The following is a 17,170-nucleotide window of genomic DNA, read 5'->3' on the forward strand; positions in this document are numbered from 1 at the left end:
TTGAGTTCATGCGACTGGAATGGGTGGTCCTGCCGCAGGTCGCCTCGTTGTCGAGCGTGCCTGTTGCACCGAGTTGGCCACCGAGAAGACGGAAATGTGAAACAAGGCTGACACTGGGAGCAGGATGAATACGGCGGAGGAAGCCGACGGTGTCACGTGCTCCCTCACAGCCCGTCTCACCCATCGTCACAGTCCGCGGGGAATCACTCGGTTGCCCGTTCGTGTCAGGGTGACAACGTCGTGTGTGCGTGGTGGGGTGAGATGGTGTCCTTGTTGAGCTGGGAATGTTCATGATCGGCGTACTCAGATCCGCTGCCACGGTGGCAAGCGCCGCCTGCGCGCTTCTTGGCCCGGCAATGGCCCCGGCCGGCTCCGCGGCCGTAGCCGGGCCTTATCCAGAGCGGGCGGCGGCCGTGGACGTACGCGGTGGGGCAGACGGAGACGGCACCCTGATCACACGCCTGCGCACGCCTCCCACCGGCACGTCGATCGCCTCGCCCGCGCGCGACACCCTCTACGCCTGCCGAGGGGGCACCCTCACCCGGCCGGACCGCCCCTGGATCGATGCGCACGGCGTGATCGACGTACTCAAACGCCCCTTCGTGTCGGGGGTCATGCACTGGCACAAGGTGCTGCGGGTGACGACGACGCAGACCGAGAGGCACTTCGCGGGCAACGGCCTCCCGGCACACGCCACCGGGCGCTTCCCCGTCCAGAAGGGCACCCCGGCCTACAAGTACTACGCGGAGATCCCCTCACCCGGGTACCCCAATGCCGCCGCGATCCCCATCAAGCCGTGGCAGCTCGACGTCACCGTCCCGCGCTATCCGGCCGTCGCGGCCGAGCCCTCATGCATCGGCCAGCTGACGACGGGGATGGCTCTGGCGGGCGGCACCTTTCACCTGGAAGTGGCCACCGACGCGGAGGACCGTCCGGTCGACCCCAACGCGGCTCTCCCCCTCGACCGTTGCTGGGGCCACCCCTACGAGACGCAGTACCACTACCACGGCCCCTCACAGACCTGCTTCGGCAAGGCGGCGTCCCGCGGGCCCGTGAACGAGGTTCGATCCCGGCACTCCCCGCTCGTGGGATACGCCATCGACGGCTTCGGGATCTACGGGCCGCGCGGCGAGGACGGACAGATCGTCAGCAACAAGGACCTCGACGTCTGCCACGGTCACACCCACGCGATCATGTGGGACGGCAGGAAGGTCGTCATGTACCACTACCACCTCAACGGCGAGTACCCGTACTCGATCGGCTGCTTCCGGGGTACGCCGGTGACGGTCCCCGGGGATCCGCACGGTCACGACTGGAGCCACTGACCCCGGCGGCCGTGCGGGACACGATCAGGGGCCTGCGCGCGGTGTTCTACGGGCAGGATCCGTTCCGCAGCCGTCGGCGCCGTGATCCGGCGTCATCGGCATGCCCGCCTTCCGCGGGAAGACACGGACGCCGCCCAACCCCGGTGGCCGACGGCCCGCTCCCGAGCGCCGACGCACTGACCGACGCCGGGGTGAGCGTCGTCCCGATCCCGCGCTGCGGGCACAACATCATGGTCGGCCAATGCCCACCGCACTACATGGGCCCGGCATGGAGACGACAGACTGTGGCCGACTCCATGTGACATCTGTGCGAGCCTAGGCGGGCGCCGCGGGGAGGCCGACGATCAGGGTGGCGGCAGCCGCCGCGGTCACGGCCGCTTGCTTGAGGGCACGGAGCATTGGGGTTCCCCTTCTTGTCGTGTCGGTGTTCGCCCCGGTCAGCACGGAGGAACCGGTGCCGTCCGGGGTGGGGGGTGCGGATCGGGTTCAAGTCGTGGGAGACACGGTCAGAAGCTGTGCTGCCTGGCCGGTCAGTTTCCGGACCTGTTTCTGGTAGTCGTTCGGGGCCTTGGACTCGGCGGAGGTGGCCGCAGCGGTCTCCTCGCCGGTCGGTTTCGCCGTCTTCCAGGGGCCGGAAGCCAGCTTCTCGGGGTCAACGGCCGGGTGACCGGCCCTGGTCATGCAGGCGGACCAGCGTTTGCGTGCGGCACCGACTCGGCTGTCGCGGCCCGCTTGCTGCAACGACTGGGCGAACAGATCCTGGCTGAGCTTCCAGCCCTCGGTACCGGTCGGAGACGGCAGCTGCTGGTCCGCCTTCCCCAAACAGGCTTTGAAGTCTTTCGTGGTCTTGCCGGTCGGGCTCTTACCGGTGGGGAGCGTCATTCCGGGGTGAAATCCGAAGCGCTTCGCGGTGGCGCGGCCGATGTACCCCCAGGCGCCAAACGGGTGGACAGCTTCCCTTTCCTTTTCCGTTTTCGCGACGACCCGGTTCATGTTCTGGCCTGAATAGCTTGTGTCTCCGCGAGCTTTCACACAGCGGACCACCAACGCCTTGCGCGCCTGGAACAGCACGCCGTCGTCCTGCTCGGAAGTGCCGTAGGAGGACAGCGGCAGGCCCAGCAATCCGCCGTATCCGGTGACCGGCGGGGTCACCTGCACCTCTGCGCCGCCGCTGCCAAGGTTTGCAGAGCAGCCGGAGACGAGCAGTGCGGCGGCGATGGCCGCAACACGGACTGGACTGGTGGCAGGCCGTAAGCCTGGACTTGTGGCAGGGCTGACTTGTTCTGTTGCCATGGGGGGCTTGCCTTCCCGGGAACATTGGCCAAGTCCTGGCCCCGGGAGGGGCCGGCCGAAAGTCGTCGTCGTGGGGAGGGGCGGCGGTGAGCTGCGCAGCGCCCGTACTCGATGTCTCGTGTGCGCTGCGGTCACGATGTTGGCAGATGTGATCAGGCGTTTCGGATGTCTCAGCCGTTCACGGGCTACGTACAGGGAGAACTGACGCGAGTCGCCGCAGCCCCCTCAGGAGCAGAGATGATGCACTACATGGCTGATGAGCAGTACGCCCGGCTTGCCGCCGAGCACCTTCCCGGGGACCTTGCCCAGCGCTGGACAGCGCTTCTGCGTCCGTGCATACGTCTTCGCCGGGCGGTGGACGGCGAGCAGACCGTCGCCGTTCTCGGCGGGGTCCCGGAACTCCCTTCAGGGGTCGGCTGGCCCGAGTGGCCCGGACACGGGCCACTGTCGTTCGTCGCTTCAGTGCACTGTGCCGCACTACCCCGCGAAGGGCTCGCCGAGCAGTTCCCGAAGAAGGGAACCCTGCTCTTCTTCTTTGCTGACGGCCAGGCCGATGCCCCCGAGGCCCTGGCCGGGGCCCAGGTGCTGTACGTCTCGGAGGACACGCCCGTCTTCCCGGCCGACGCGCCGCCGGAGCTGGAGGCGTTCCCTCGCGTGGAGCTGACCGCGGGCATCGGGCAGAGCGCCCCTGACCTGTGGTTGCGCCAGGCCCGCCAAGCCCTGCTCGGCGACACCCGGCACTGGCCTCACCTCCGCCAGACACCAGCCGAGCTCAAGCCCTTCCTCCGAGCCTTCGGACGCCTGCGCACCCGGATCGGCCACCAGATCGGCGGCCATGCCGTGCCCGTCCAAGGACCCGTGGAGTACGACATCGCGAACGCGACCCTCGCCGGCAACCATTCCTGGGGCGACCAACCCCTTGACCAGGAAGCCGAACGCTGGGCCCTGCTCGCCCAGTTCGACAGTGACAGCGACGCGAAAATGGCATGGGGCGAAGAAGGCACTCTCTACTGGCTCATCCGCCCCGAGGACCTCGCGGCCCAACGCTTCGACCAGGCCCGACTCACCGTACAGTGCTAGCCGCTGCCCCTCACTCGTGACGCTCTGCCGGCATTTCCAGCCGCCCGGTTCAGGCCCCGCCGCCAAGACCCCGTAACGACCGCACCACCAACCGTCCTCGTCCACCCGTCGCGTTGTCGCCGCGTTCCCTGACGCCCGCGATACCGACTGCATGCACGATGGCGCTTTTCAGCATGCTGCCCATCTCGCTGCCGGTCACGCCGGTGGTGGTGTAGGGCGGGAAGTCCGGCGTGAGGCAAGCGGACTGGAAACGCTCGGCGGTTTCCTCGATCCGGGCGGGCAATAGTGGCGGCCGCGGGCCGTTCGGCCATGAGCTCTCGCATGCGGTGCGGCCGAAGCACACCACGACCCGCTCAGTGAGCACAGGGGTCGCGCCACGGATGATCACTGGCCGCACCGGGTCCGCGCGACGCACTGGTACTTCGGTCAGCGGTCCACGGCGGGCAGATGGGCAAGGCCGGTGTCGAGCATGATGCGGTCGACGGTCTCATGCAGAGCGCTGTCGGCGCCGATGACGGTCTCAGTGCCGCCGGGCAGCAGATCCCGTGCCCGGTACCAGTCGCGCAGCTGCGCCTCGCTCACGTCGTCGGCGATCGGCTTGGTGGCGTGCCGGGCGAGGGTCTCCCCGAACGGGACGTCCAGGTAGTAGCCGTGAGTCGGGCCGCGGTGGTCGGCGCACAGCTCGGTGAGCATGTCGCCGTAGCGGTCGGCGTAGAGGATGCCTTCGACGACCACGTGAAAACCGGCGTCCAGGGCGTAGCGGGCGGTCAGTCCGATCAGGCCGATGTTCGCGGCGCCGGGCCGGTCCCGTTCTCGTAGCACGATACGGCGGAGGTTGTCCTGGCCGACGACGGCCAGGCCCCGGCCGAACCGCTCGCGCAGACCGGCCGCGACGGACGACTTCCCCGAGGCGCTGTTGCCGCGCAGCACGACCAGCCGGGTTTCTTCGCTGCCCACCCTCACGCCGACCACGCTACCGACCGCCGGTGACAGAACCGGGCCATTCCAGGACGCCATCTACGCAGACGCCCGGACGACTGTGGCCGTTCGAAACGAACTCCCCTGCCGACACCCCTGCTTGGCGCGACGGCGGCCCAGAGCACGTGCGAGTTCACCCACCGACGCCAGCACGTGTCCGTCGTCGCCCGCGCACCACCACACAGCCTCCCGCTCCCGCTCCGAGCCGTGGACGCCGAGGTCATGTCGGGGACACACCGGCCAGACCCGCCACGTCCGTTCGAGCAGACTCTCCTGGATCATGATCGTCAGACTGGTGAGTGCCGTGGCCGGGTCGTCGCACATGCTCGGCAGGACGGGGCCGGCCCAGTTGAGCCTCTCACCGTCGGCGAGGCGGACACCGGCTCCCGCCGGGAACCAGTCATCCAGCAACTCGATCTCCGGTTCGCCCTTGATCCCACGCGTGGGCAGATCGCGGGCTACGATCCGCAGCGCGTCGCGCAACGTCCTCAAACGCTCGGGGGCGAGATCGAAGCCCGGCTGGAAACCCACGTCCTCCAGGATGCGCGAGGCCAGGGCTGTCATCTCCGCCGGCGGCACCTCGGCCGGATTCCGTTCAACGACCTCCAGAATGGCGTCGGTGCTGTGGAACCAGTCCAGCAGTTCGCAGGCGAGGGCGACGACCTGCTGCGGGTCGAGATTGTCCTCACGCAGGCCCAGGTAGACCCTTCGCTTCAACTCCTCGACAACCGCTTCGTATTCAGCCATGGCATTGCTCACCGGACCAGTATCCCCATGCTGCGCGGTTCCCCGCCGCTGCCGGACGGCCCGGCCATCGCGTCGATGGAGTGGCCGGGCCGTCGCGGCAGCGGGTGGCTCAGGCCATCCGTACCGCCTGCTCGAACGTGAGCCTCGGCAGTCGCTCACGGAATGAACCCTCGGTCGGGTAGCCGATGTTCACCAGGAGGATCGAGCGCCAGCGGCTGTCGTCGAAGAACTCCTTGTCCACCGCCTCCGCGTTGAAGCCCTTCATCGGACCGGCGACCAGCCCGGTGGCACGGACCGCGAGAATGAAGTAGCCGGCCTGCAGGTTGGCGTTGAAGTCGCCGTGGCTGATCCGCAGTTCGTCGTTGGCCTCCAGCATGGACCGGAAGTTCGGATTGGACGGCGCAAGCTCGGGCACGAACTCCGGGTACTGGGTGTCCACCGCGATCACGGCGGTGACCGGTGCGGACGCGGTCTGGTCCTGGTTGGGCTTGGCGACGCAGTTCAGCAGCCGCTCCTTGCCCTCCGGCGTGCGCACGTAGAGCACGCGCATCGGGTTGATGTTGGCCGAAGTGGGCGCCCACTTGACCAGCTCGTACACGGCCCGCAGGCGCTCGTCGGACACCGGTTCGGAGCTGAATTCGTACCCGGTCCTGGCGTCGGTGAACAACAGCCGCCTTCCCTCGGGCGACAACTCGTAGAGGTGCGAGAGGTCTGCGGAAGTCGAGGTGGTCTCAGTCACGGTATTCGTCTTTTCCCTTGTGTGAGTGGTGAGTCAGTCGGCGCCGTGCGGCCGACCAGGTGTCGAGCTGGCAGGGCAGCTCGTCCCGGCGCTTCACGTTGAGTTTGCGGAAGATCCGGGTGAGGTGCTGTTCGACGGTGCTGGGCGTGATGTAGAGCTTCGCGGCGATCTCGAGATTGGTGTCGCCCTCGACGGCGAGCGCGGCGACCCGGAGTTCCTGCCCGGTCAGCAGGGACAGTTTCTCCTCCTCGGCGCGGGCCAGTTCGACCGTCTTGGCTTCCTGGTCGTACAGGCTGGCCTCGTCGCACAGCGGCTGCGCACCGGCGGCCTCGGCGAAATGCAGGGCGCGCCGCGCGGTACGGCGGGCCTTGAGCTGGTCGCCCGATTGGCGGAGGGCGACACTGAGGTCCGTCAACGCGCGCGCCAACTCGTACTTGTCGCCACAGTCCTTGAGCACGTCGACGGCGTCGGTGAGCAGCTGCGGTCGCCGGGTGTCCCGGGAGACGCGCGCGAGCATCCGCATGGCCTGTCCACGAGCGCGGCCGCTGCTCGGTGGCAGCATCGCCAGCTGGTCGCGCAGCAGCCGCCGCGCCTGCTCCGGGTTGCCGTGCCGGGACCACGCCTCGGCAGCGCTGGTCCGCCAGGGCACCACGCCGGCGTCGTGGGCTCCCCATCCTTCCGCCAGGCTGCCGCAGGCGAGGAAGTCCGCCAGCGCGGCCTGCGGCAGCCCGACGGCCAACCGGTAGTGCCCACGCGCGTGCAAGAAGTGCAGTCCGTAGCGGCTGCGCAGCGCGCTCTCCGGCACGGGCAAGCCGAGCAGGCGCTTCGCGGCGGCCAAGTCGCCCATGCGAACCGCCGCGTGGACCGCGCAGCCGACCGGTAGCCCCACCAGGATGCCCCAGCCCTGGACCGGGATCTCCGCGAGCGCCGTGACCGCCTGACCGAACGCCCCGGGCAGGTTGCCCTGCCGGAACAGGGCTTCGGCCCGGATGGCCATGAACACCGCGTGCCACGTGGGCATTTCGGCGTCACGTGCCTCGTTCAGCAGCCGGTCGGCGTGCGTGACGGCGGCTTCGAGGTGGTCGGTGTAGACCAGTGTGAGCAGTGCCAGCGCCGCGGTTTCCCCGCTCCACAGGGAGTCGTGGTCGAGCGCCAGGGACTGGAGCACCAGTTCGGCATCGGCCACGCCCTGGTCGGCGGGCCCGCCGACCAGGCCTTTGGCCAGGCTCGACGCCGAGTGCAGCCACGGCTCCGCGAGGACCGAGGAGGGCGGTGACGTCGCCGTCCTACGCTCGAATGTGTGCTGGGGAAAGGTGAACGCCAGCCAGTTCACAAGATCGTTCAGGTCGCCGTCGTCCGGCGTCCGGCCGACCGTGGACAACAGCGGTTCGATGGCGTCGATCTGCCCGAACCACGCCGCTCGCCAGGCCAGATCGAGGGTGTCACGTGGGCTCGACCAGCCGGCTGTGCTGTCCTTCAGCTGCGACTCCACGTGCCGGGCGGCGGCGAGGGGCTTGAGCTGCCACTCCAGGCGGCTGAGCCGGGCCTCGACGGCAGCGCGCGCCACCGGATCGTGTTCGGCGCGGCTGGCCATCTTCACACATTCCAGGGCGAGCCATACCCGGTTGAGGGCGAGCGCCTCGCTGGCCGCGTCGAGCAGGAGCCCCGCGGACCAGGGCAGTTCGTGCTCGTCCGCCTGGATCAACTGGCGTGCCACGTCCAGCGCCGGCGCCCCTTCGTCATGCAGCAGCAGCGCCGCCCGCCGGTGCAGGCCCGCGCGGACCCCGGTCGGCATGTCGCAGAGCACCGCCCGGGCGGCCGAGGGATGCCGGAACGCCTGCAGATCGAGCAGGCCCGCGTTCGTCAACGGCAGCAGGTTCATGTCCACGCGGTCGACGGCGGCCAGTTCGGCCACCCGCTCCGCTGTCGCCTGCCCGCCGAGCACCGCCAGCGCCCGGACCGCCTCGACGGTCTCCGGTGGACAGCGGCGCAGGCACTCCACGAACGCCTGGGCGTATCCCTGCGGGTAGCCGGTGCCGGTGGCCTCGTATGCCCGGACGAGATACTCCAGCACCAGCGGGTTCCCCGCGCTGAGCGCCAAGAGGTCGGCCGGGAGGGAATCCGCCGCGGCTTCACCCAACCGGCGGGCGGTGGCGAGGCGCACGCCGTCCTCGCTGAGGCGGTTCAGCACCACCCGCTGGAGGTTGGGCCGCATCAGCAGGCCGGTGGGCATCCGCCAGCCGAGCGGATGCCGGCTCTCGTCGGCGGTCAGCACCACGAGGACACGGCCGGCGCTCGCGGTGGGCAGCAGGTGCAGCAGGGCGTTCAGTGAGTCGGTGTCGAGGTGATGGATGTCGTCGATGACGAGCAGAACCGGCACGGATTCGGCCAGGTCGACCAGATCTGCGGCCAGCTCGCACAGTTGTCTGATCAGTGCCGAGCCATCGGCTTGGCCGATGCCTTCACGCAGTGCCAGGAGTCTACGGCCGACGGCGGTTCTGAAGAGATTCGGAACCGCCACGTTGCGAAACAGTCGATCCAGTATGCCAACGGTCAACGTGCGCTCATCCGGATGGATATGGACACCGAAGGCTAAGACCCCCTCGGACTCCGCCTTCTCCAAGAAGCGCCAGACGACCGCACTCTTGCCTGTTCCGATCGCACCCTCCACCAAGACCATCCGGACCCGGCCCTCGCTCGACCGGCGCAGCGCCGCGTCGAGCGCGGTCGCCGCCTTCTCCCGTTCGACGAGTTCGTCGATGGCGTCGTCGATATGCTGGGCCGTCGTCACCGCTTGTTCTGTGCCACAAGCTCGTCCTACCGCCATACGCATCACGCCTCCTCAAGATCAAGCGGATCACACGATTCCCATCGCGGCAATGTCCATAAAGGCACTCCTGTGTTCATGTGCGTGCACGTCGGGTGCGATGGTCAACAGGAGGCGGCTGAACGCTCCAGGCATCCCTGATCGAGGTCCGGGAGAGTGCGCGGGGATGCCGGGTTGATGCGTGCACAGCCGAGTTGAGTGGTCAAAGGGGCAGCGAGGGCGTCGCCCGGTCATCCGCGACGGCCGTCATCAAAGGCGTGAGGTTGCGCGTCGGTGCGGACGTGGACGAGCGCAGGTGGTTCTCGTCGGCGGTCCTGCCGCCCTGGGCAGGGAAGTTCTCGAAGACCGGCGAGGTGTCGGGCAGTTCGCCCGCCCTACTGGTGAGTCGACGGCGCCGGGGAACTCATCGCGATGGCCGACGCGGCCGAATCCCAGGAGGCGCGGCGCCGAAGGAGGGCTGCGTCGCGCGCTCCAGGCCGCCCGCGTCTGCCTCTTCCGCTTCATCGAGGTCGAGGACAACCGCACCCGGCTGCGCAAGGATCCCGTCCAGGGGCAGGTCACCCCATGCGGTACCAGGGCCTTGGCAACGCAAGACCTCGCCCTCGCAGCGCAGCCGCCCGCTGTGCGAGGTCAGGGGGAACTTCCCCCCAAGCGAACTCCCTTGCCGGTGGACAACGTGACAGGGGCCGCCCGGTGCGGGCGGCATGGTTCATCGCGGCATGCGTACCTCAGGGGTAGGAGTGGAAGCCGCGACCGCGCTTGCGCCCGGTCAGGCCGCACTCGACCATGCGCAGCAACAGGGGCGGCGGTGCGCAGGCCGGGTCCTTCGACTGCGCGTACATCGCCTCGCCGACGGCGACGATCACGTCCAGGCCGATCAGGTCCAGCAGCGCGAGCGGCCCCATGGGGTGGCCGCAGCCCAGCGTCATGCCCCGGTCCACGTCCTCGGCGCCGATGCCCCCCGCGTCCAGCATCCGCACGGCGTTGAACAGGAACGGCACCAGCAGCGCGTTGACGGCGAAGCCGGGCCGGTCCTTGACCCGGATCACCTGCTTGCCGAGGGTCCCGGTGACGAACGACTCGGCCCGGTCGCAGGTGGCCGCCGAGGTGCACAGCGAGCCGACGATCTCGACCAGCGGCATCTTCGTCACCGGGTTGAAGAAGTGGGTGCCGACCACTCGGGCCGGGTCGCGGGTGACGCTGCCCAGGCTCATGATCGGGATGGACGAGGTGTTCGACGCCAGCACGGCCTCCGGGTCCTCGACCACCGCGTCCAGCACCCGGAACACGTCCTGCTTCGCCGGCAGCGACTCGCTGATCGACTCCAGTACGAACTGACGGTCCTCCAACGACTTCAGGTCGGTGCCGAACGACACCCGGGCCACGGCCGCGTCCCGCTCGACTTCGCCTATCCGCCCCTTGGTCCACTGGCGGTCCATCGATTCCGCCAGCCGGCGCTCGGCGCGCTCGGCGCTGGCCAGGCACGATGCCACCACCCGCACGTCCAGGCCGGCCAGGGCGCAGACGTCCACGAGTCCGCCGCCCATCGCGCCGGTGCCGACCACGCCCACCCGTTCGATCACGGTCACGCGGGGCCACCGCCCCAGCGCAGCAGGCCGTTGCCCACCGACATGCCGGACCCGAACGCCGACAGCAGCACCAGGCCGCCCGGTTCGACGGTGCCCTCGCGGACAGCGTGGTCCAGGCCGATCGGCACGGAGGCGGAACCGATGTTGCCGTACTGCTCGACCACCTGGACCAGTGGTGTGCCGGCCAGCCCGCAGCGCGCCGCCAGCTCCTGGATGAGTACGCCGTTGGCCTGGTGCGGTACGAAGCAGTCGATCTCCTCGGCGCTCACGCCGGCGTTGGCGAGCAGTTTGTCCACACTGGGCGGGATGTTCTCCAGCACGAACTCGCGGACCGCACGGCCCTGCATGCGCAGAAAGTGGCCGCCTGTGGCGATCGACTCGGGCGACGCCGGCGATCGGCTGCCGCCCGCGGGTATGCGGAGAAGGTCCTGTGCGTCGCCGCGGGTGCTCAGGTCGATGCCGAGGATGCCGTGTCCGTCCGTGACGGCGCCCAGGACCACCGCGCCGGCCCCGTCGCCGAGCAGTACGGCGGAGCGGCGGTCACTGAAGTCCAGGAAGCGGGAGTAGACGTCCGCACCGATCAGCAGGACGTGTGCGCCGGGGCGTGCGGTGATCAGGCCCCGGGCCACTTCGAGGCCGTAGACGAAGCCGGCGCAGACCGCGTTGAGGTCGAAGCAGGCGGCCGAGTCCGCGCCGATCAGCTGTTGCACGACGCTCGCGGTGGGTGGCAGTGGGTAGTCGCCGGTGGACGTGCAGACGATGATGTGGTCCACCCGGTCGGCGGTGAGGCCGGCGTCCGCGAGTGCGGCCCGCGCGGCAGCGGCGGCAAGATCCGAGGCGGCCTCGTCCGGGGCGGCGTAGCGCCGGCTGCGGATGGCGGTCTTGCGGAGGATCCATTCTGCGGTGGTGTCCGGGATCAGGGCGGCGAGTTCGTCGTTGCCGACTTCGCGGGCGGGCAGGTACGCCCCGGTGCCGAGGATGCCGATGGCAGAGGTCATCGTCTACTCACCTTCCACGACGGCCGTCATGCCGCGCAACGGGTTGAGCCGGTCGTCGCCGCCGACCCGGGCGCGCAGCTCGGGATCCGTGACGCCGAGCCCCGGCCGGTCGGCCAGGCACAGCAGCGCGATCTTGCCGACGTGCCGGTTGTGCTGCACCACCCGGACCGCCTCGCCGACCTCGTCCATCGGGAAGACCGCGGACATCGTCGGCACGATCGCGCCCAGCTCGAACAGCCGGTTGCAGTCCCAGGCCTCCTGGAGGTTGGCCACGTGGCTGCCGACCACCCGCTTGAGCTTCATCCACAGGTAGCGGTTGTCGAACACGTGCTGGTAGCCGGTGGAGGAGCCGCAGGTGACCACCACACCGCCGCGGCGCACCACGAACACCGAGACGCCGAAGGTCGCCCGGCCGATGTGCTCGAAGACGATGTCGGGGTCCCGGCCGGTGCGCTCGCGGACGATCGCGCCCAGCCGCTTGCCGATCCGGATCACCTCGTCCGGGTCGTCGGTGGGGTCGTCGGTCAGGCCGATCTCGTTGCGGTCGATGATGATGTCGCAGCCCAGTCGGCGCACGGCGTCGGCCTTTCGGGCGGAGCTGACCACGGCGACCGGCACGCCGCCGCCGTTGCGCACCAGTTGGACGCCGTAGCTGCCGAGGCCGCCTGCCGCGCCCCAGACCAGTACCACGTCGCCCTGCTTCATCCGCGCGCCGCGCTCCCCGACCAGCATCCGGTACGCGGTGCTCGCGCACGCGGTGTTGGACGCCGCCTCCTCCCAGGTCAGGTGCGGCGGCTTCGGGATGAGCTGGCTGGCGCGGGCCACGGTGTAGTCGGCCATGCCGCCGAAGTTCGTCTCGTAGCCCCAGGCGAGCTGCTCCTCGCCGATCATGCCGTCCGAGTGCGTGCCGGGATCCTGCTCGTCCACGTAGGCGGCGCTGACCACGACGTGGTCGCCGATCCGCCAGCGGCGCACGCCGGAGCCGACCCGGACCACCACGCCGGCCGCGTCCGAGCCGAGCACCTGGTAGGGCAGGTCGTGCCGGCCGGCCCATCCGCCCTTGCGGCCGAACTTCTCCAGGAATCGAAAAGGCGACACCGGTTCGAACTGTGCCGACCACACGGTGTTGTAGTTGACGGAACTCGCCATCACGGCGATGAGTACCTCGTCGGGCGCCAATTCCGGCATCGCAACCGATCCGACGCGGAGAGACTTTCGGACGTCCTTGTCCGAAAGACCCGAGAACATTGCCTCGTCCTCGGCGCAGACGTGTACGGCCCGGAATTCCGCGGGCAGATCGGCACGTTCGATCTCCTCCGCTGACACGGCGTCGGCCAGCGCGTCCGTTAGCGAGCCCACTGCCACCATCCTCATATCAGGGGTTGTCAACAGGCCAACACTGCTCTGGCGGGCGCCGTCGGAACAACCCCCTATCCACCCGCTGGAGACCCCCTCACTGCACCGCGGAACACCAATTTTCCTGGTATCCCGTTGCTAGCATCACGCCGTGACCGAAATTCAGAGCGAGCATTTTCCGATCTTCGATCCACAGTCCATTGCAGCGGAACGGAATCGGCACGTTCCGCCGAGACGGGTCAGTCTGAACGGAATGCCGGTATGGCTGGTGTCGCGATACGACGAGGTGCGGGAATGCCTGTCGAATCCGGCGCTGAGCCCGCCCGCGGCCTTCGCCGCCGAGCACGGGCTGGCCTCGCCGCTGAGCGGACTGTTCGAGGACACCGTGATCGGCAGCAACCCGCCGACGCACACCCGGCTGCGCCAGCCGCTGACCAAGGTGTTCAACATACGCCGGGTGGACCAGCTGCGGCCGCGGATCCAGGAGATCACCGACTCACTGCTGGACGAGGTCGCCGCCGACGGCAGTGCCGACCTGGTGCAGACGCTGGCCGTGCCGCTGCCGCTGCTGGTGATCTGCGAGCTGCTGGGCATCCCGACCAGCGACCGGGAGCAGATCCACCACCAGGCTCAGGCGATGCTGGCCGCCGGCTTCGACCCGGACGCGATCGCCGCTTCCCAGACCGCGGCCGCGGAGCTGTGGGACTACATGGCGGACCTGACCGAGCAGAAACGCCGCTCCCCCGGCAACGACCTGGTCAGCGACCTGGTCGCGGCCAGCGACGAGGAGCGCCTCAGCGAACGCGAGTTGGTGGCCGGCTGCCGGGCGCTGGTGATCGCCGGCTACGAGCTGACCAGCGGGTTCATCGGCAACGCCCTCCACTCGCTGCTGTCCCGGCCGGAGGTGGCCGCGGAACTGCGCGAGCGCCCGGAGATCGACCTGCGCGGGGTGGACGAGTTGCTGCGGCACGACGGTCCCGGCCAGTTCAACGTGCGCTTCGTCAACGTGGACTTCGCCATCGGCGGAGCCGACATGCACCCCGGTGACCAGGTGCTGCTCGATCTGGAGGCTGCCAACACCGACCCGGGCCGCTACGTCGACGGCACGGAACTGGACCTCACCCGCGACTCGGCCATGCACGTCCAGTTCGGGTACGGCATCCACTTCTGCGTCGGCGCCCCGCTGGCCCGGGTGGAGGGCGAGATCGCCATCAACACGCTGTTCCGGCGGTTCCCGGACATCGAGCTGGCCAAGCCGGCCGACGAGGTGGGCCGCAACGCCAACCCGTTCCAGCGTTCGCTGTCCGAGCTGCCGGTGCGGTTCTCGCCGCCCGCCTGAGCCGTCGTTCCCACGGCGCCGTCAGGCCAGCCCCCTGGCGGCCAGCACGGCGCCGTGCAGCGAGGACAGCCCGCCCAGCACGGCCGGGCGGACCGGCGGGGTCGGATGGCCGGGACGAGCCAGCTCCGACACCCGGTCGGCGACACCGGTGACAAAGCCCGGCAGGCCGGCCGCGAAGCCACCACCGACCACGAGAAGCTCGGGCCGGACCAGTTCGGCCACGCTGACCAGCGCCGTGGCCAGCACGGTGGCGGCGTGGCCGATCGCCGCACCCGCCCACGGCGCACCGGCGGCCCACCCGCGCGCCAGTTCGTCGTAGGTCACCTTCGTTCCCAGCGTCCGGCCGGCGGCCCGCAGTACCGCCGGACCGGACGCTTCTGCCTGCAGGCAGCCCCGCCGGCCGCACACGCACGGCGGTCCCGCGCGGTCGACCACGATGTGCCCGAGTTCGCACGAGCCGCGGCCCAGGCCGGGGCAGGACCGGCCGTCCAGCACGATGCCGCCGCCGATTCCCGTGCCCACCCCGACGTAGACGACGTCGCGCACGCCGACGGCCGCCGCTTCGGCGACCGCGGCCAGGTCGCCGTCGTCGCCGAAGCGGGCACCGGTCGCCGGAAACAGGTCGGAGAGCAGCGAGCGCAGGTCCAGCCCGATCCACCACGGCCGGTTGGGCCATGCCGTCACGATGCCGTCGGTGTCCACCGTGGCCGGCAGTGCGATGCCGACTCCCTGCAACGCAGCCTGATTGGCCGTCATGACGGCGACCTCTGCCCTCAATTCGTGTACGTCGTCGACACCGCGGGAGGTCGCGGTCCACCGGAATGCCGTCTCCCGCACGGTGCCGTCGGTCAGCTCGGCCCGCAGCGCGACCTTGCTGCCGCCGATGTCGATGCCCAGGTAGATGCCGTCCTCCTCAGTGCTTACTGCGCGGCAGCACCCGGTAGCCCGGGTCGGCGGTCCGGGCCGGCGCGCGCCGGGCCAGCGCGGCGTCGACGGCCGGCCGCAGGCGCTCCATTTTCCGCCGCTCCGTTTTGTCGTGCCGTTCCTTGAACTCCGGCATCACCTCGGCGGCGAACAGTTCCAGCGACTCGCACACGTCCTCGTGCCGCATCCCGCCGCCCTGCACCAGGAAGATCGCCTGGTCCAGGCCGGCCTCCTCGTGCTGGCGCAGCAGGTCGCGGATCTGCTCCGGGGTGCCGATGGCGCCGCGCGCCGGATTCCCCAGGGGGCCGCCGAGCTTGCCGAAGGCGGCCCGGTCCATGCCGCGTCCGGCCCGCTCCCGCTGGAAGACCTCCCACACATTGGTGTGACCGGGTGCGGGGCTGCCGAAGCCGCCGTAGTAGCCGAGCCCGAAATTGAAGAACTGGATGCCGTCCACGGCGCGTTCCACCGCGGTGGCCTCGTCGCGGTGGCACATCATCGGGATGGTCGCGGCGATCTGCGGGTTGACCGCGAACCCGGCCGGCACGCAGTCCTCGGACTCGATGCCGGCGTAGTAGGCGTCCACCCACTTGCGGGTCTCGGCCGGCCCGAAGAAGGAGAAGTTCAGCGCGCCCAGGCCCCGGTTGGCGGCCAGCCGGATGGCGTCCCGGTTGCCGCAGGCCATCCACATCGGCGGGTGCGGCCGCTGCACCGGTTTGGGCAGCACATTGCGGATCGGCATCGACACGTACGCGCCGTCGTAGCCAGCGAACGGCTCCTCCACGAACATCCGGGCGGCCGCGTCCACCGCCTCCGCCCACTGGTCCCGCTTCGTGGCCCGCTCGATACCGAAGCCCAGCAGCTCGGTCGGCGTGGTGGACTCCCCGGTGCCGAACTCGACCCGTCCGCCGGACAGCACGTCCAGCGTGGCGATCCGTTCGGCCACCCGGGCGGTCGGGTTGAACGCCGGCGGCATCAGCATCACCGCGTGCCCGATCCGGATGGTCCGGGTGCGCTGGCTGACCGCCCCCAGGAACACCTCGGACGCGCTCAGGTGCGAGTACTCCTCAAGGAAGTGGTGCTCGGGACACCAGACGTTGTCGAAGCCGAGCCGGTCGGCCAGCTCGATCTGGTCCAGGACCTCGTGGTAGAGCCGGCTCTCCGCGTCCGGGCCCCAGGGCCGGGGCAGTTGCAGGCCGTACAGCAGACCGAACCTCATTACGCGCGGCCCTCCCAGTAGGTGTCGATGACGTGCCGCTCGTCCGCCGGGTCGCGCAGCAGCCTGGTCTGTTCGACGCCGTCCTCGACGACGGTGAACAGGTTCTTGGTGAGCGTGACCTGGCCGCCGGGCACGGCCCGGCGCCGGCGGCGCACCGAGGCGAGCACGCCGGGACCCTGGCCCTCGCCGACGCCGTCCCAGTCCTTCGGGGTGCGCGGCCGCGTGGTGAACCGGAACGTCATCCGCCAGTCCTTGCCCTTGGTGCGGGTCTGCAGCACGTGGTAGCCGTCCTGCCGCAACAGCTGGAACTCGCAGCCGTCCTGCACCTGCACACCGGGGGCGAACCGCAGCGGCTCCACGAAGCTCACACCCGCATGGCCGACGTCGGCCAGCCACTGCGCGCCGTCGACGTCGACCAGCATCAGCATGTGCTCAGGGTCCGGGTAGAACACGTTGCCGGGGATCCAGGTCCCGCCGGCCACCACCGTCGCCCGGAAGCCGAGACCGGTCAGCAGCCGGTCGAACAGCGTGTTGAGCTGGAGACACATACCGCCCTGCTCGCCGAGCACGACGTTGTCGAACGTGTCGTCCAGGTCCATGTCGGCCATGTTGTCCGGATCGAGCCGCAGCGCGTGCAGGGTGTCGTACTGCACCCGGCTCAGGTGCCGGCGGTGCACGTCCCGCAGCGTCTGGAGGGTCGGCGCCGGCCGCTGCGCGTAGCCGAGGTATTCCAGGTACTTGTCCACCGTGAACACGGTC

At 69.7% G+C, this 17,170-nt stretch carries 15 protein-coding genes; 3 read left to right on the forward strand and 12 right to left on the reverse strand.

Going from position 1 to position 17,170, the window contains the following annotated elements:
* Positions 1 to 413 precede the first annotated feature (413 nt).
* Entirely contained in the window at positions 414 to 1,325 is a 912-nt protein-coding gene (locus tag AB0D85_RS08000) for a YHYH protein (RefSeq protein ID WP_362315361.1), read from the forward strand.
* 486 nt (positions 1,326 to 1,811) lie between these two features.
* Here the strand turns inward: AB0D85_RS08000 and AB0D85_RS08005 are convergent, their stop codons facing one another.
* Positions 1,812 to 2,618 carry a hypothetical protein gene (locus AB0D85_RS08005; RefSeq protein WP_362315364.1) on the reverse strand — a complete coding sequence of 269 codons (807 nt, stop codon included), beginning with the start codon at positions 2,616 to 2,618 and terminating at the stop codon, positions 1,812 to 1,814.
* 249 nt (positions 2,619 to 2,867) lie between these two features.
* On the opposite strand from AB0D85_RS08005, the gene AB0D85_RS08010 reads away from it, so the two are divergent.
* Positions 2,868 to 3,698, forward strand: coding sequence for a YwqG family protein (locus AB0D85_RS08010; protein ID WP_362315367.1), 831 nt, complete (start codon positions 2,868 to 2,870; stop codon positions 3,696 to 3,698).
* A gap of 49 nt (positions 3,699 to 3,747) precedes the next feature.
* Here the strand turns inward: AB0D85_RS08010 and AB0D85_RS08015 are convergent, their stop codons facing one another.
* From AB0D85_RS08015 to ccrA, 8 genes are all read right to left on the reverse strand, one after another.
* Positions 3,748 to 4,086, reverse strand: coding sequence for a hypothetical protein (locus AB0D85_RS08015; RefSeq protein ID WP_362315369.1), 339 nt, complete (start codon positions 4,084 to 4,086; stop codon positions 3,748 to 3,750).
* 38 nt (positions 4,087 to 4,124) lie between these two features.
* On the reverse strand, positions 4,125 to 4,670 hold the full coding sequence (locus AB0D85_RS08020; RefSeq protein ID WP_362315372.1) for an AAA family ATPase: 546 nt from the start codon (positions 4,668 to 4,670) through the stop codon (positions 4,125 to 4,127).
* 45 nt (positions 4,671 to 4,715) lie between these two features.
* A complete protein-coding gene (locus AB0D85_RS08025; RefSeq protein WP_362315375.1) occupies positions 4,716 to 5,435 on the reverse strand; it encodes a hypothetical protein in 720 nt (239 codons plus the stop codon).
* 97 nt (positions 5,436 to 5,532) lie between these two features.
* Entirely contained in the window at positions 5,533 to 6,162 is a 630-nt protein-coding gene (locus tag AB0D85_RS08030; RefSeq protein WP_362315377.1) for a malonic semialdehyde reductase, read from the reverse strand.
* On the reverse strand, positions 6,155 to 8,953 hold the full coding sequence (locus tag AB0D85_RS08035) for an AAA family ATPase (protein ID WP_362315380.1): 2,799 nt from the start codon (positions 8,951 to 8,953) through the stop codon (positions 6,155 to 6,157). Before AB0D85_RS08035 ends, AB0D85_RS08030 begins: the two co-directional genes overlap by 8 nt.
* Before the next feature lie 764 nt (positions 8,954 to 9,717).
* Positions 9,718 to 10,578 (reverse strand): 3-hydroxybutyryl-CoA dehydrogenase, encoded by an 861-nt coding sequence (locus AB0D85_RS08040; RefSeq protein ID WP_362315383.1) that lies wholly within the window; start codon positions 10,576 to 10,578, stop codon positions 9,718 to 9,720.
* Positions 10,575 to 11,576 carry a ketoacyl-ACP synthase III gene (locus AB0D85_RS08045; RefSeq protein WP_362315386.1) on the reverse strand — a complete coding sequence of 334 codons (1,002 nt, stop codon included), beginning with the start codon at positions 11,574 to 11,576 and terminating at the stop codon, positions 10,575 to 10,577. Before AB0D85_RS08045 ends, AB0D85_RS08040 begins: the two co-directional genes overlap by 4 nt.
* Before the next feature lie 3 nt (positions 11,577 to 11,579).
* A complete protein-coding gene (gene ccrA, locus AB0D85_RS08050) occupies positions 11,580 to 12,944 on the reverse strand; it encodes a crotonyl-CoA carboxylase/reductase (protein ID WP_362316584.1) in 1,365 nt (454 codons plus the stop codon).
* A 241-nt stretch (positions 12,945 to 13,185) separates the two neighbouring features.
* On the opposite strand from ccrA, the gene AB0D85_RS08055 reads away from it, so the two are divergent.
* Positions 13,186 to 14,271 carry a cytochrome P450 gene (locus tag AB0D85_RS08055; RefSeq protein WP_362315389.1) on the forward strand — a complete coding sequence of 362 codons (1,086 nt, stop codon included), beginning with the start codon at positions 13,186 to 13,188 and terminating at the stop codon, positions 14,269 to 14,271.
* Between the two features lie 21 nt (positions 14,272 to 14,292).
* On the opposite strand, the gene AB0D85_RS08060 is transcribed toward AB0D85_RS08055, so the two are convergent.
* Genes AB0D85_RS08060 through AB0D85_RS08070 form a run of 3 tightly spaced genes read right to left on the reverse strand, consistent with a single transcriptional unit; the run spans position 14,293 to position 17,166 of the window.
* Positions 14,293 to 15,174, reverse strand: a complete 882-nt coding sequence (locus tag AB0D85_RS08060) for an ROK family protein (protein WP_362316587.1) — start codon at positions 15,172 to 15,174, stop codon at positions 14,293 to 14,295.
* Positions 15,175 to 15,184: 10 nt separating this feature from the next.
* Positions 15,185 to 16,411 (reverse strand): LLM class flavin-dependent oxidoreductase, encoded by a 1,227-nt coding sequence (locus tag AB0D85_RS08065; RefSeq protein WP_362315392.1) that lies wholly within the window; start codon positions 16,409 to 16,411, stop codon positions 15,185 to 15,187.
* Positions 16,411 to 17,166: an arylamine N-acetyltransferase gene (locus AB0D85_RS08070; RefSeq protein WP_362315395.1), complete on the reverse strand. Its 756-nt coding sequence runs from the start codon at positions 17,164 to 17,166 to the stop codon at positions 16,411 to 16,413. The genes AB0D85_RS08065 and AB0D85_RS08070 overlap by 1 nt, the downstream gene beginning before the upstream one ends.
* Positions 17,167 to 17,170 lie beyond the last annotated feature (4 nt).

This window comes from Streptomyces sp. NPDC048277 (assembly GCF_040652235.1).
Taxonomy (GTDB): domain Bacteria; phylum Actinomycetota; class Actinomycetes; order Streptomycetales; family Streptomycetaceae; genus Streptomyces.